A 13,656-nucleotide genomic window follows, 5' to 3' on the forward strand; every position below is an offset into this window, starting at 1 on the left:
CCTATGCCCCGGACTCTCGAACTCGGCCTCAACAGAATCTTCCGGTCGCGCTGGGGTGTAGCGATCGTTCTCGGCGTCATCGTTCTTGCCATCGTGGGCGTCGGACGACTCTTCTCTGATGGCAACGACTCGCGGCCGTCTCTTGGCGTCGCGTCGCCCGGCCCGACGGTAAGCATCGATCCCAAGCAAGACGACAGCATCATCGACACCGCTCCGCCACCGAGCCCGTCAACTCGTCCGGGCCGGGCACAGCCCGAGGCGGTCGCTTATGCCTTTGCGTCCGCCTGGGCCGACCATCGGGACGTCACGCCGAAGGCATGGCGCGCGCAGTTATTGCCGAATTCGACCACCAAGCTCGCAGACGATCTCGCCGGCGTCGACCCGGCCGGCGTTCCGGCTGAGCGCGTCATCGGACGACCTAACCTGATCCCGGTCAGTAAGACCGTGGTGAACGCGGTGGTCACGATGGACACCGGGAAGCTCAGCCTACGGCTCATCTCGCCCGACGGGCACTGGCGAGTCGACGGCATCGACTGGGAAGCGGCGTGAGCGTTCCCCGGCCGAGGAAGATCGTCCTCCTCATCGCCCTGTTGGCGACTCTCGTCTTGCTCTGCTGCGGTGGAAGCGTTACCGCGTTGCTGGTCGGCGGTCTCGACAAAGAAGACGGTGACTTGAACGTCGCGCTCGGTTGCGGCAAGGGTGGACCGGTCGATCCGGACTCGAAGCTGCCGCGGATCCGGCCCTATGGCGGCGACCAGATCCGCAATGCCGCGGTCATCATCAACGTGGGCGCCGATCTCAAACTGCCACCACGGGCCTGGGTCATCGCGGTCGCCACCTCCATGCAGGAATCAGGTTTGACAAACCTTGGCTACCTCGGCCGGGAGCGCAACGATCACGATTCCCAAGGCCTGTTCCAGCAGCGACCGAGCGCAGGATGGGGGTCGGTCGCACAGATCCGGGATCCGGTCTACGCCGCAACGAAGTTCTACAGCAAGCTCAAGACTGTCGACGGTTGGGAGGAAATGTCCCTCACCGACGCAGCGCAGAAGGTGCAGATCAGCGCCTACCCCGACGCCTATGCAAAGCACGAGCCGCTGGCGACACAGATCGTGAACCAGCTGGCCGATGGCGCGGCCAACGCGGTCGGAAGCTCAACCACGATGGTCTGCGCTTCCGCCGGACAGGTCGCGGCGTCGGGATACACGCTGCCCGTGCCGGAGTCGGTCGGATCTGGTTTCCGCACCGCGTCCCGCCCGAGCCACCAGGGCGTCGATCTGATCTCCGCGAAACAGACGCCAATCGCCGCAGCGGCCAGCGGTGTCGTCTCGATGGTGAAATGTGACGAGGACCACCGAGGTCGGCATACCTGCAACGTCGACGGATACCCGGGTAAGGGCGGATGCGGTTGGATGGTGGAGATCCAGCACGCCGGGAACGTCATGACGAGGTATTGCCACATGGTCACGAGGCCGTTCGTCCGAGAGGGCCAGGAGGTGACGGCCGGCGAGATCATCGGCCGGGTCGGTAGCAGCGGCAACTCCTCCGGGCCCCACCTGCACTTCGAAGTCCACCGCAATAACGACCGATCCAGCGCAGGTGCTATCGATCCGGTGCAGTTCATGCGCGGGCAGGGGGCGCCACTGGGAGGCGTCGGATGAGCGGGGAGTCGATGCCCGACCCGTTCGCCGGCCACCCCGACTGGAAGCTCGATCCTCCTCGACCGGTAGTGCCGACTCCTGCGATCATGAGCGGACAACTCCGGGGTCGCCGTGTCCTCATCGGGCTACCCGGCCACGGGTGGCGTTCGGATCTCCGTGCGGACGAAAAGGTCATCCAAGGCAGCCGCACCTATGTGCCTGTCATGCCTGAGGGCGAGTGGTACAGAGCGGAGGCAGAACAGACCGAGATCTTCGCCCCGCTGGTGCCGGTCGAACGTGTCTGGGTCGAGGAGTATGGGGTGGCGGGGATATCGCTTCCGGACGACGGGGTGACTTCACGCTTGGTGTCACTGGATGAGCCGCCTCGGCGTGTCCCGGTAGCCGCTCTCGAAGCGGCTTCGCTTTCCGGGCGCCGGGTCGTTCGACTACTCGATGACGGCAGTGAGCAGCGCGAGCTTCGTGCTGTGACGGAGCTGCACATCAACAAAGAGGGCGACGTTTGCGCCCGCGTTACCAAGGAACTCGACTGGTATCGGTGGGGTTGGAGCGGGCATGCCCCTAAGACGTTAGAGGTGCTCGTACACCGCCTCTGGGTGGAGTGATCAGGATTCCTTGGTGGCGGTACAGACCCGCCAACCGTCCTCGTCAATCACGCCAAATGACCATTTCTCGGTTCGCCTACTCGTGGGGCTGCCGTTCGACGAGCCAGCGATGGTGAGATTCGCGCCCACCGACTTCTGCCTCTCATCGACATCAGCAATAGTTAATGAGCTCCAACTAACGGAAACCTTTACGTGGAAGTTCTTCTCGCGGTCGGCCATCTCGGTGCGTAACGCTTCGACCTCTGCCAGTTTCGCACCGGACTTGCAAGTATTGAGAGCCGCTTCCTGGTCGTCGCGGTTTCCGAGATATGAACGTAGGAAGTTGTCTACGACCGCGTCGGGTTCGGCGCGTTCGATTTTGGTGTCCTCGTCGTACAGGAGGACTGCTACTCCGACGCCGCCGAGGCAGAGCAGGGTCAGCACCCCGGCGCCCACGGCCAGCCACAACCTCATCCGACGGTTGCGGGGCTTCTTCGCCGGGGCGGGCGGCGTCACCGCCGGCGTTGGCGGCGGGGCCGTTGGTCCGGTCACGGGCTCCTGCGGCTGCACACATACGACAGTAGTGCCTCCGCACACGTGTCACCCCGACCGCGCCTGGAGCATCCCGCCCGCACGACGCGGACATCGAACCCGCTACCGGGAACGCGATGGCCCGCCCGGTCTGGGATAAGTTTTATCCGCGCACAGAGGAGGTGACAGCGGTGGTGGATTCGGCTCTGCGGGTCCAGCAGGCTGCCGCTTTGCACAGGCAGGCGGCTGCCCTCGTCGACGCCGCCTCGACCGTTCTCGACGTCGGCGTGGGCATTCCCGACCCGCTCGAGCAGCACCGTCTGGCCGAGGAGCTGCGGGCCGCGGCCGGTGCGCTGGCTCCGGGCTGGCTCGGCTCGCCTCTCGACGCGCAGTCGGCGAGCACGCCGCTCGGCGGGGTTTATCCTCCGCAGTTCGTGCGGCTCGGCGTCGCTCAGCCGCTCGACGACGCTCGTTTTCCCGCTGTCATCCCGCTGCTGGGCACGGGTCATCTGACGATCGATGCCACCGCAACTGATTCCCGTGTGTTCGGTCTGCTCCGTTCGGTGTTGCTGCGCCTGCTCGCCGCCGCCCCGGCTGGTTCGCTGCTCGTCCGGGCGGTTGACGGCACCGGTGGCGGCGCGGTCTTCGCCCCGTTCGCCGAGCTTCAGGATGCCGGCCTTCTCTCGCCGCCCGCCACCGACCGGCAGGGTCTGCGCGACGTGCTCGCCGAGGCCGAGAAGTGGCTGCGCCCGGGTCGTGGGGCCGCCCCTCGGCGCAGCCGTCGCGATCGCATGATGCTGGTGGTCATCGCTAGCCTGCCCGAGCTGACCGAGGGCGAAGAGTTGCGCCGCATCGCCGCGCTGGCTCAGCAGGGCCCCGAGTCCGGTCTTCATCTGATCGTGGCCGGCTGGCCGCCGCCCCCGTTGACCGCCGAGACCACGCAGGCGCCTCTGCCGCGCACGACCATGGTTTCCGTCCGTAATCCGTTCGCGGTGATCGGTGATCCGCCCGGTGCCACGTTCGGCTCGAAGCCGGACGTCTCGTGGATGAACGCCCCGGTTTTCCTCGACGAGGATCCCCCGTCGCATCTGGTTGCCTCGGTCTGTCGCGAGCTCGCCGCCTACTCGGCCACGGCGACTCAGGTCACGCTGGCCGATCTGCTGCCGGAGCCTGGTGAACAGCTGTGGGCGGGCGACGCGGCCGAGGGCTTGAGCACGATCGTCGGCCACGACGGCGACAAGCCGCTGGCGTTGCGCTTCAACGACCTCACGCCACACTGGATGGTCGCGGGCCGCTCCGGCGCCGGCAAGACCGCCTTCGTGGTCAACGTGCTCTACGGCCTCGCCGCCCGTTACAGCCCCGCCGAGTTGTCGCTTTACCTGCTCGATTTCAAAGAGGGCGTCACCTTCGCCGAGTTCGTGCCGACCCAGCGCGACCGCACCTGGCTGCCGCACGCTCGCGCCGTGGGTGTCGAGGCCGACCGCGAGTACGGGCTGGCCGTGCTGCGCGAGCTCAATGCCGAGATGTCCCGCCGGTCCATCGCGTACGAGCGGGCCGGTGTCTCGACCCTGGCCGAGTTGCGCGCGGCTGCCGCGGCCGACGGTCTCAAACGTCCGCTGCCGCGCGTCCTCTGCGTGATCGACGAGTTCCCGGTGCTGCTGGCCGGCACCGACCTGGTGGCGACCGAGGCCGTCGCGCTGCTCGAGTCGCTGGCCCGCACGGGCCGTTCGTGCGGCATCCACCTGATCCTGTCGAGTCAGAACGTGGCGTCCGTCGAGGCGCATTACGCGAAGCGTGATTCGTTCTTCGGCCAGTTCCCCGTACGCATCGCGCTGCCCGGCGGCGGTGACGTGCTCGAGCCGGCCAACGACTCGGCGGCCGGTCTGCCGCTGGGTACGGCGGTGGTGAACACGGCCGGTGGCCTGGGCGGGCCGCGCGGCGCCACCCGGGGCCACGAACGGGTCATTCGCTTCCCCGACCCGCACGCCGACAACACCCTGCTCAGCGACCTGCGGCACCGGTTGTGGGGCGCGCGCGATCCCGAGTCGCAGCCGCCGCGGGTCTTCGCCGGCTACGCCCACCAGCACCTCGCCGACGACCCCACCTACCGGGCGGCGCTGGCTGGTCGGGGCGCCATCCCCGCCGCGCTGGTCGGTCGCCTGCTCGACGTCAACCTGACCACCGCGGCCTTCCCGCTCACCAGCACGCCGGGGCGCCACCTGGCCATCTTCGGGTCGCAGGCGTCGGCGTCCGAGGTTCTCGACGCGGCCGCTCGCAGTGTGGCCGCGTTCCACCCACCTCGTACGGCGAGGTTCGTCATCGCCTCTCTGGTGGCCGAGGGTGACCGTCTGGCCGAGGCCCTGACCGCCGAGATCGGTCACCGGCAGGAGGCCGTGCTGGTCGACGTGGCCGGTCTCGCCGCCGAGCTCGACGCCGACCGCCCCGGTTATCGCGTGGTGTTCGGCATGGACGCGGCAACGTACGGCAGCCTGCCCGGTCTGCCCGCCCTGCTGCGCGACGGCCCGGCCCGCGGGGCCCACCTGCTCTCGTGGTGGCGTGATCCGCGACGGTTCGCCGACGAGGCGGGCGACCGTGACGCCGTCGACGGCCTGTTGTTCCTCAACGTCCCGCCGGCCGAGGTGACCGCGATGATCGGCCAGGCCGTCCCGTGGCAGGCGCAGCCGAACCGTGCTCTGCTGCACGACCGGGCGGCTGACCGCACGGTCACCATCGTGCCCTTCCTCGATCCGGGTGTGACCGACGTGCAGGGTGCGACCGACGGCCACGGTGTGACCGACGACCAGGGTGGTCCGCGGTGACCGAGCAGCAGCAGGCCACCGGGGCGATCCCGGCGCAGCCGTCCCCTCCGGCCCCCGGTCCGTGGGCCGACTATCTGGCCGCCGCGCAACGGCTGGACGAGGTTCGCCGTTCCGCGAGCGCGACCTCGGGCGAGCATCAGGCCACAGTCACCACGGCACGGCAGGAGCTGTCGATCGTACGGGCCCGGCTCGCCGCTCAGGAGGCTCGTCTGACGCATGATCTGGCCGTACCGGTGGGTGAGCTGAGACCGTTCCCCGCCGACCTGGAGGTGGCCGCTCAGAACGCCGCCGGTGGTCCTGCGGGGGCGCTCGCCGCGTTGCAGCAGGCACGCCGAACGGCCGAGGCGGCCGACGCGCTGCTCATCGAGACGTCACCGGTACGCCGTTGGCGCCCGTGGGCGCGGAACCTGCTGATCTATGGCCCGTTCGCCGCCGTCGTGCTGATCGTGCAGATCGTGCTCTACCTGGTCGCACCGAAGGGTTCGCTGCCGACCTATGCCCTGCTTTGCGGCCTGAGCATGCCGGTGCTGGCGTTCGGTCTGGGTTGGATCACCATCGGCTTCGTCTACGGTGGTGACGACGCCGAGCCTGTCGACCGCACCCCCATCGTCGGCGCGGTCGCCTGCCTCGTTCCGGTTCTGTTGACCTGCATGGGCGTGGGTCTGGCCTCGTTCTTCACCCAGGGCTGAGACCGGGGGTAAGGATCGGACCGGGGGTCAGGGCAGCGCCGCTGTCAGGTCGACCTCGACGAGTTGTCCGCGGAAGCCGAGTGCGGCGACGCCGAGCAGGGTCGAGGCGGTCGTGAAGGCGGGTGCGAGAGCCGACGCGTTGAGCCGGTCCCAGACCGCGGCCAGCACGGCGCTGTCGGAGCTCACGACGTAGATCACCGAGCGGACAACGTCGGCCGGCTCGGCTCCCGCGGCTTCGAGTACGGCCAGGCAGTTGACGATGACCTGGTCGGTCTGCGCGTCGAAGTCGCCCGGTGCACCGACCACCGCACCGTCGAGGTCGAGCGGACATTGCCCGGCGAAGTGGGCGAGGCGTCCGGTCGACGAGATCGTGACGTGCGTGTAGCCCGGCGGTTCGTGGACGGTGGCGGGATTGAACTTCTCGATCATCCCGCCAGTATCTCGACGCTCATGCTCGCCGGACACCGATTAACCGAACCACCCCGGCACATCGAGCGGATACCCGGCTGCGGGCACCACGGTCCGCAGGGAGGACTCCATCGCGGCCACGTTCGGCGCGCCCAGCTGCTCGACCCAACCCGCCCTGAGACGGTCGAAGATCTCGGCCGACAGGCTCAGCACGTCGAGCCCGCGCGGGGTGAGCCGGATGAGTTTGCGACGGGCGTCCGCCGGGTCGCCGGCCCGCTCGACGTAGCCGAGGACGGCCAGCCGGTCGACGGTCTTGCCCGCGGCCTGTTTCGAGACGCCGAGCCGCCGGCCGATCTCGCTGGCTGATGCGCCCGCCGGCCCGATGGCCTGCAGCGCGAACCCGTGTGCGGGCCGCACTTCCGGATGGCCGCGCTCCGACAGTTCGGCGTGCAGGGCGTCGATGAGCGAGCGGAATCCGGCGAACAGCAGCAGGGGGAGCTCGTAGCCGGGCGGATCAACAGCCGGCACGGCCGTTGCCAAACTCGTCAACCTGGTTTACCTTTTCGACAACCACGTTGACTAGTTTATCGGAGGCGTCATGTTTCGTGACCACACCCTGGAGTCCGCCCCGGCCGGATCGCGTCCCCTGATCGAGTCCACTGTCGAACATCTCGGGCATCTGCCGGTCGCAGTCGCACGGCTGGCCGAATCGCCCGAGATGCTCGGCGGGTTTCTGCAGGCGAGCGCACTCTTCGAGGCCAGCACCCTCGATCCGCTCGCTCGCGAGGTCGTCGTCATGACCATCGCCAGCCGCAACCGGTGCCGGGTCTGTATCGCCATGCACACAGGAAAGCTTCGAAGGCTCGGGGCCGACGCTGAGTTGATCGGCGCTTTACGCGCGGAAAAGCCGCCGGCCGACGCACGGCTGGCGGCGCTGCGAGACTTCACGCTTCGGGTTCTGGAGACGGCCGGTGAGGTGCCGGACGACGAGACCGCCGTCTTCCTGGCCGCCGGATTCACGACGCGCAATGCCCTCGAGGTGGTGCTGGGGATCGGCACCTACACGATGTCGACCCTGGCCAACCGACTCGTGCGGGCTTGAGTCAGCGGGCGTTGATCAGCGCCATCGCCTCGGCGCGCACCTTGGCGTCGGTCTGGTAGGCGCCGCGGACCGCGGAGGTCACCGTGCGGGCGCCGACCTTGCGGATGCCGCGCATCTCCATGCACAGATGCTCGCACTCGAGGACCACTATCGCACCGCGCGCGTCCAGCTTCTCCATCAGAAGATCGGCTATCTGCGAAGTGAGCCGCTCCTGCACCTGCGGCCGCCGCGCGTAGACCTCGACCAGCCGGGCCAGTTTGGACAGTCCGGTGATCCGGCCGTTCGGGCCCGGGATGTAGCCGATGTGCGCCACGCCCTTGAACGGGAGCAGATGGTGCTCGCACATGCTCATCACTTCGATGTCGCGGACCAGCACCATCTCTTCGTGGTCGGCCTCGAAGGTGGTGGTGAGCACCTTGGCCGGGTCGACACGCAGGCCGGCGAAGAGCTCGGCGTAGGCGCGGGCCACCCGGGCCGGGGTGCGCTCAAGACCATCGCGATCGGGGTCCTCCCCGATCGCGATGAGAATCTCTCGAACTGCCTTCTCGATCCGCCCGAGGTCGACGGCCTGCTCGACCGGCGCACCGGTGAGCTTGCCGTCGACCAGACGGGCGGCGAGGTAGTCCAGCTCGTCGTCGTCGGTGATCAGTTGCTGCCTTCCGAGGACGCGCTGCTGCCGTTGGGGTTGGGACCCACGGCGATCTGTCCGTCCGCCTCGGCCTGCGCCTTGAGCTTGTCCTTCTCGGCGGGGGTCAGCACGGGCGGGGCCTCGGAGGGCAGGCGCTTGCCGAAGCCGTTGAACGGCGACATCGGCGGGCGCTTGACCACGCGGGCGCAGATCCGGTCCATGTCCTCGCGGGTGATGGTTTCCTTCTCCATCAGCTCGAGGACCATGGTGTCGAGGACGTCCCGGTATTCCACCAGGATCTCCCACGCCTCGTCGTGCGCCAGCTCGATGAGCGCGCGGACCTCGTTGTCGATGTCGGCGGCCACCGAGTCGGAGTAGTCCCGCTCGTGGCCCATGTTGCGGCCCAGGAACGGCTCGTCGCCGCTGGTGCCGTACTTGACCGCACCGAGCTTGGAGCTCATGCCGTACTGGGTGACCATCGCGCGGGCCAGGCCGGACGCCTTCTCGATGTCGTTGCCGGCCCCCGTGGTGGGCTCGTGGAAGACGAGCTCCTCGGCAGCGCGGCCACCCAGGGCGTACGCCAGGGTATCGATCATCTCGGCGCGGGTCTGGGTGTACTTGTCCTCGGTGGGGAGGACCAGCGTGTGACCGAGTGAACGGCCACGCGGCAGGATCGTCACCTTGTGCACGGGGGCGGAGTGCGGCAGCGCGTAAGCGACCAGCGCGTGGCCACCCTCGTGGTACGCCGTGATCTTCTTCTCGTTGTCGCTCATCGCCCGGGTGCGGCGCTCGGGGCCCGCGATGACCCGGTCGATCGACTCCTCGAGGAAGTAGTTCGAGATCGCCCGCTTCTCGTTACGAGCGGTGAGCAGCGCGGCCTCGTTGATCACGTTGGCCAGGTCGGCGCCGGAGAAGCCCGGCGTGCGGCGAGCCACCGAGTCGAGGTCGACGTCGGGCGTGAACGGCTTGCCCTTGGCGTGCACCCGCAGGATCGCCTTACGGCCCTCCATGTCGGGGTTGTCGACCGGGATCTGCCGGTCGAAACGGCCGGGGCGCAGCAGGGCCGGGTCGAGGATGTCGGGCCGGTTGGTGGCCGCGATCAGGATGACCCCGCCCTTGGTGTCGAAGCCGTCCATCTCGACGAGGAGCTGGTTGAGCGTCTGCTCGCGCTCGTCGTGACCGCCACCCATGCCGGCGCCGCGGTGGCGGCCGACGGCGTCGATCTCGTCGACGAAGACGATCGCCGGGGCGTTCGACTTGGCCTGCTCGAACAGGTCGCGGACGCGGCTCGCGCCGACACCCACGAACATCTCGACGAAGTCGGAACCGGAGATCGAGTAGAACGGCACACCGGCCTCGCCGGCGACGGCGCGGGCGAGCAGCGTCTTACCCGTTCCGGGCGGGCCGAACAGCAGCACACCCTTCGGGATCTTGGCGCCGAGAGCCTGGTATTTCGCCGGGTTCTGCAGGAAGTCCTTGATCTCGTGGAGCTCCTGGACAGCCTCGTCCGAGCCCGCCACGTCGGCGAACGTCGTCTTCGGCGTGTCCTTGGTGATCATCTTCGCTTTGGACTTGCCGAAGTTGAGCACCCGCGAGCCGCCACCCTGCATCTGCGACATGAACAGCAGCAGCAGGACCACCAGAATGGCGATCGGCAGCAGGTTGATCAGCAGACTGAAGAGGATGTTGTCGCCCGAGACCGTGGTGTTGATCGTGCCGGTGATCCGGCCCGCGGTCTTGGCCTCCTGGACCTCGTTGTAGATCGTCTGCGTGACCTCGTACGGATACTGGGTCTCGATCTTGTCGGTCGTCTTGCCCTCGAACCGCTCCGGCGATGCGAGGTCGATCTGGAGCGTCTGCTCCTTGTCCTTCTGGACGACCTTCTTGATGCCGGGCTGATTAAGGCGCTCGAGCGCCACTGAGGTATCTACGCGCTGGTAGCTCGGACCACTGGTGAAGAACGAGCTCAGCGCAATCACGCCGATGATCACCAGAATGATCCAGACCACCGGGCGGCGGAAGAAACGCGTACGTTCCATACTGTTGTCGGGCGCCAAGCGCCCGGACCCTCCTGATCGGCGTCCTGGTCACCTCAACGTGCCGCCCTCCGGCGGCCCCGGGCCGGAAACTCGTCCGCCGCGACGATGAAATCGTGACGGTGAGATCAACCCGGTCCCTCCGGCGCTTGTGACACTGCGCCATCGGTCACTCGACGGTACACCGTGGGTGCCGGTTGCGAACCCGTGAGCCCGCTGCCCGGACACTGCGCTGCCGCCGCCCGTTCACCAAGCTTTAGTGGCAAAACCGCCCATAAGGACGGATTTCTGAGAAGAGGCTGAGAAACGGTTCAGCTACGGGCGTAGACCTCAGGCCTCAGCACACCCACGTAGGGAAGCTCACGGTAGCGCTCGGCGAAGTCCAGACCGTAACCGACGACGAACTCGTTCGGGATGTCGAAGCCCACGTACTTCACCGGGACCTGCACCTTGACCGCGTCGGGCTTGCGGAACAGCGCGACCACCTCGACGCTGGCCGCCGAGCGCGACTGCAGGTATTTCATCAGCCACGAGAGCGTGAGACCCGAGTCGACGATGTCCTCGACGACGACCACGTGCCGGCCGGTGATGTCGCGGTCGAGGTCCTTGAGGATGCGCACGACGCCCGAGGACGTGGTGCCCTGCCCGTAGGACGAGACGGCCATGAACTCCATCTCGGTGGACGGACCGTAATGACCCAGCGCGCGAGCGAAGTCGGCCATGAACATGACCGCGCCCTTGAGCACACAGACCAGCAGGATGCCTTCCTCGGCGCCCTCGTGGTCGGCGGAGACCTGCTTCGCCAGTTCGGCGATCTTTTCGCGGATCTGCTCCTCGGAGATGATCACGTGATCGATGTCGGCGTCGTACCAGGACCCGTCAGCCATGGCCCCAGCGTGCCGCATGGAGGTTCCCGCCCGCCGCACGGGGTTGGCGATCATCGCGCCCGCAACAGCGGGAAATGGCCGGTTTACCCCGACTCAACCGCCCCGGAAAACACTGAGAGTGACAACTCTCACAGGAGTTCAGGACCCCCGAACGAGTACCCCGCGCTCACGAACCACCCGGATGCCGCCCGGCAGGTGTACGGCCCCCTGACCGTGCCAATCCGTGACGAGCGCATCCAGCGCCTCGACGTGACGATGCGACAACGCCCCGCCGGCCGCCCCCAACCGCTGAGCCCACAGGTGCAACACCCGTCGCCGCACCGCCGGCTCCATGCCCGACAAATCCGAAACATCCAAAACTTCGGGCGCTCGTACGGCGGGGGGAGCTGGGGCGTCGAGGTGAGCGGGAGAGGCGGCGAGGTGAGAAGGAAGGGCTACGTCGAGCTCACGGCGGGCAGCGGTGCCACCGCGACCGGGAAGGGCTACGTCGAGCTCAGGGCGCGCTGCGTCGAGCTCAGGGCGGGCAGCGGCGTCGAGGTGGGCCCGCGCGATGACATCAAGCGCCGCATTGTCCGCCGCGATCAGGGCAGCCGACCGCGCGAGATTGGCCACCACCCCCGGCCCCAATGCCTCGACCAGAGCCGGCAGCGCAGCCCCCCGAACCCGTGACCGCGCAAACGACGGATCGACGTTGTGCGGATCTTCCCAGGGCACCAGTCCGAGATCGGCGCAGGCCTTGCGTGTGTCGGCCCGCGAGACGTCGAGCAGCGGCCGCAGGAAAATCCCCTTACGCCCCGGCATCCCCGCCAGCCCTCGAGGCCCGGCCCCCCGCGCGAGCGCCAGCAGCACCGTTTCGGCCTGGTCGTCGCGCGTGTGCCCGAGCAGCACGGCCGACGCCCCGACCCGCGAGGCGGCCGCGCTGAGGGCCGCGTAACGCGCCGTGCGTGCCGCCGCCTCGGGCCCGCCCGGCAGCCCCGCCACCGACACGGTCTCGACCACGACCGGGTCAAACCCGGCGCCCGAAGCCCACTCGGCCAGCGAGGCAGCCCGGACCGCCGACCCTTCCTGCAGCCCGTGGTCGACCGTCACCAGCCCGACCGAGCTGCCCACGAACCGGGCCGCCACGGCCAGGGCCAGCGAGTCGGCCCCGCCCGAGCAGGCCACCAGCACGGGGCCGGAGGGGGGCAGCGCCCGCCGCACGGCCAGCCGCACCGCGGCGACAGCGGGCGGGATGCGGGCCATTACCCGCCGATCGCCGGCTGCGGACCGTGCACGCGGGCCACCCACGCGTCGGGGTCGCCGAGCTCGTCGAGCCGCGGCAGGGTCAGCGGCGAGTCGAAGACCTTGTTGAAGCCGGTCATGCCGACCCGCTCGACCACGCCGTGCACGAACTTGCGACCCTCGGCGTACTGCCGCATCTTGACCTCGATGCCGAGCAGTCGGCGCACCGCCTTTTCCAGCGGGTTGCCGCTCTCGCGGCGGTGGTTGAACTTGGCCCGGATCGACTCGACGCTCGGGATCACCTCGGGCCCGACGCCGTCCATCACGAACTCGGCGTGGCCCTCGAGCAGCGTCATCAGGGCGGTCAGCCGGTCGAGCACGGCTTTCTGCCCCGGCGTCTGCACGATGTCGAGCACGGAGGAGCGGGAGTCGGGGTCGCGTAGCGCGTCGGAGAGGGTCGCCACGCCCCGGCGCAGCCGTTCGAGGATGTGTTCGCTGCTCTGGGACGCGTCGACGAAGGCCTGCACCTCGCCCAGGAAGTAGCCGCGCATCCACGGGACGGCGGTGAACTGGGTGCGGTGGGTGACCTCGTGCAGGCAGACCCAGAGCCGGAAGTCGCGCGGGTCGGCGCCGAGCTTGCGCTCGATCTCGACGATGTTGGGCGCGTTGAGCAACAGCTGGCCCGGGTTGCCGGAGAAGACCTCGTACTGCCCCAGGACGCGGCCGGAGAGATAGGCCAGGATCGTGCCGGCCTGCACGCCGGTGACCCGGGAACCGATCGCGTCGGCCAGCCCGCCCGGCTGCTTGTCGCCTGAGAGCCGGGTGACCAGCGGAATGATCACCTGTTTGAGGCCCTGGATGTTGACGGTGGCCCAGTCTTTGCGGTCGACCACGCGCACCGGTGGCACCTCGACCTGTGAGGTGAGGCCCGTGTATGCGGCGACGTGACCGGCCGCCTCGTCGGTCAGATCACGCAGCTCGGTCACCACCGCCATCGCGTCTTCATAGGAGACCGCGGGGCCGGATTTCGAGAGCGCGCCCGCGGTCGCGGCGGCCAGATCCCAGTCAACGAACTGCGCCATGCCACCCACCG

13 protein-coding genes and 2 pseudogenes are annotated in these 13,656 nt (G+C 68.4%); 6 read left to right on the forward strand and 9 right to left on the reverse strand.

Translation table 11 applies throughout. The annotated features are described in order from the left end of the window. Positions 1-3 precede the first annotated feature (3 nt). From EER30_RS05210 to EER30_RS05220, 3 genes are read left to right on the forward strand one after another with little or no spacing between them, the layout of a single operon-like run. The gene (locus EER30_RS05210; protein ID WP_127498727.1) at positions 4-549 is read left to right on the forward strand and encodes a hypothetical protein; all 546 of its coding nucleotides are present in this window, start codon (positions 4-6) and stop codon (positions 547-549) included. Next, positions 546-1,661: a M23 family metallopeptidase gene (locus tag EER30_RS05215; RefSeq protein ID WP_127498729.1), complete on the forward strand. Its 1,116-nt coding sequence runs from the start codon at positions 546-548 to the stop codon at positions 1,659-1,661. The genes EER30_RS05210 and EER30_RS05215 overlap by 4 nt, the downstream gene beginning before the upstream one ends. Then, positions 1,658-2,263 (forward strand): hypothetical protein, encoded by a 606-nt coding sequence (locus tag EER30_RS05220; RefSeq protein ID WP_127498731.1) that lies wholly within the window; start codon positions 1,658-1,660, stop codon positions 2,261-2,263. The genes EER30_RS05215 and EER30_RS05220 overlap by 4 nt, the downstream gene beginning before the upstream one ends. Here the strand turns inward: EER30_RS05220 and EER30_RS05225 are convergent, their stop codons facing one another. Then, a complete protein-coding gene (locus tag EER30_RS05225) occupies positions 2,264-2,812 on the reverse strand; it encodes a hypothetical protein (RefSeq protein WP_240669755.1) in 549 nt (182 codons plus the stop codon). A gap of 143 nt (positions 2,813-2,955) precedes the next feature. Here EER30_RS05225 and EER30_RS05230 point away from each other — a divergent pair, with 143 nt between their 5' ends. Both EER30_RS05230 and EER30_RS05235 read left to right on the forward strand, forming a co-directional pair. Beyond that, complete coding sequence (locus tag EER30_RS05230; RefSeq protein WP_240669756.1) at positions 2,956-5,592, forward strand: FtsK/SpoIIIE domain-containing protein; 2,637 nt, start codon at positions 2,956-2,958, stop codon at positions 5,590-5,592. Further along, positions 5,589-6,281, forward strand: coding sequence for a hypothetical protein (locus EER30_RS05235; protein ID WP_127498735.1), 693 nt, complete (start codon positions 5,589-5,591; stop codon positions 6,279-6,281). The genes EER30_RS05230 and EER30_RS05235 overlap by 4 nt, the downstream gene beginning before the upstream one ends. Positions 6,282-6,308: 27 nt before the next feature. Here the strand turns inward: EER30_RS05235 and EER30_RS05240 are convergent, their stop codons facing one another. Together EER30_RS05240 and EER30_RS05245 are read right to left on the reverse strand one after the other, a co-directional pair. Next, a complete protein-coding gene (locus tag EER30_RS05240) occupies positions 6,309-6,710 on the reverse strand; it encodes a RidA family protein (RefSeq protein WP_127498737.1) in 402 nt (133 codons plus the stop codon). Between the two features lie 39 nt (positions 6,711-6,749). Then, positions 6,750-7,238 carry a MarR family winged helix-turn-helix transcriptional regulator gene (locus EER30_RS05245; RefSeq protein WP_240669757.1) on the reverse strand — a complete coding sequence of 163 codons (489 nt, stop codon included), beginning with the start codon at positions 7,236-7,238 and terminating at the stop codon, positions 6,750-6,752. A 49-nt stretch (positions 7,239-7,287) separates the two neighbouring features. Between EER30_RS05245 and EER30_RS05250 the strand changes: the two genes are divergently transcribed. Continuing rightward, a complete protein-coding gene (locus EER30_RS05250; protein WP_127498739.1) occupies positions 7,288-7,791 on the forward strand; it encodes a carboxymuconolactone decarboxylase family protein in 504 nt (167 codons plus the stop codon). 1 nt (position 7,792) lies between these two features. On the opposite strand, the gene folE is transcribed toward EER30_RS05250, so the two are convergent. From folE to EER30_RS05275, 6 genes and pseudogenes are all read right to left on the reverse strand, one after another. Continuing rightward, positions 7,793-8,440 carry a GTP cyclohydrolase I FolE gene (gene folE / locus EER30_RS05255; RefSeq protein ID WP_127499378.1) on the reverse strand — a complete coding sequence of 216 codons (648 nt, stop codon included), beginning with the start codon at positions 8,438-8,440 and terminating at the stop codon, positions 7,793-7,795. Then, the gene (gene ftsH, locus EER30_RS05260; protein ID WP_127498741.1) at positions 8,437-10,458 is read right to left on the reverse strand and encodes an ATP-dependent zinc metalloprotease FtsH; all 2,022 of its coding nucleotides are present in this window, start codon (positions 10,456-10,458) and stop codon (positions 8,437-8,439) included. Before ftsH ends, folE begins: the two co-directional genes overlap by 4 nt. A gap of 308 nt (positions 10,459-10,766) precedes the next feature. Continuing rightward, on the reverse strand, positions 10,767-11,342 hold the full coding sequence (gene hpt, locus EER30_RS05265) for a hypoxanthine phosphoribosyltransferase (RefSeq protein ID WP_127498743.1): 576 nt from the start codon (positions 11,340-11,342) through the stop codon (positions 10,767-10,769). Between the two features lie 138 nt (positions 11,343-11,480). Then, a pseudogene (locus tag EER30_RS49655) lies at positions 11,481-11,699 on the reverse strand (TilS substrate-binding domain-containing protein); the annotation flags it as partial. 156 nt (positions 11,700-11,855) lie between these two features. Continuing rightward, a pseudogene (tilS, locus tag EER30_RS49660) lies at positions 11,856-12,584 on the reverse strand (tRNA lysidine(34) synthetase TilS); the annotation flags it as partial. Further along, the gene (locus tag EER30_RS05275; protein ID WP_127498744.1) at positions 12,584-13,645 is read right to left on the reverse strand and encodes a zinc-dependent metalloprotease; all 1,062 of its coding nucleotides are present in this window, start codon (positions 13,643-13,645) and stop codon (positions 12,584-12,586) included. The pseudogene tilS and the gene EER30_RS05275, both read right to left, overlap by 1 nt. Positions 13,646-13,656: the final 11 nt, after the last annotated feature.

Source organism: Actinoplanes solisilvae (assembly GCF_003999975.1).
GTDB lineage: Bacteria > Actinomycetota > Actinomycetes > Mycobacteriales > Micromonosporaceae > Actinoplanes > Actinoplanes solisilvae.

Excerpts from the sequence above, each read along its gene's own strand:
- EER30_RS05210 (WP_127498727.1), top strand. The coding sequence starts at position 4 with ATGCCCCGGACTCTCGAACTCGGCCTCAACAGAATCTTCCGGTCGCGC.
- EER30_RS05220 (WP_127498731.1), top strand. The coding sequence starts at position 1,658 with ATGAGCGGGGAGTCGATGCCCGACCCGTTCGCCGGCCACCCCGACTGG.
- EER30_RS05240 (WP_127498737.1), bottom strand. The coding sequence starts at position 6,710 with ATGATCGAGAAGTTCAATCCCGCCACCGTCCACGAACCGCCGGGCTAC.
- EER30_RS05250 (WP_127498739.1), top strand. The coding sequence starts at position 7,288 with ATGTTTCGTGACCACACCCTGGAGTCCGCCCCGGCCGGATCGCGTCCC.
- ftsH (WP_127498741.1), bottom strand. The coding sequence starts at position 10,458 with ATGGAACGTACGCGTTTCTTCCGCCGCCCGGTGGTCTGGATCATTCTG.
- hpt (WP_127498743.1), bottom strand. The coding sequence starts at position 11,342 with ATGGCTGACGGGTCCTGGTACGACGCCGACATCGATCACGTGATCATC.
- EER30_RS05275 (WP_127498744.1), bottom strand. The coding sequence starts at position 13,645 with ATGGCGCAGTTCGTTGACTGGGATCTGGCCGCCGCGACCGCGGGCGCG.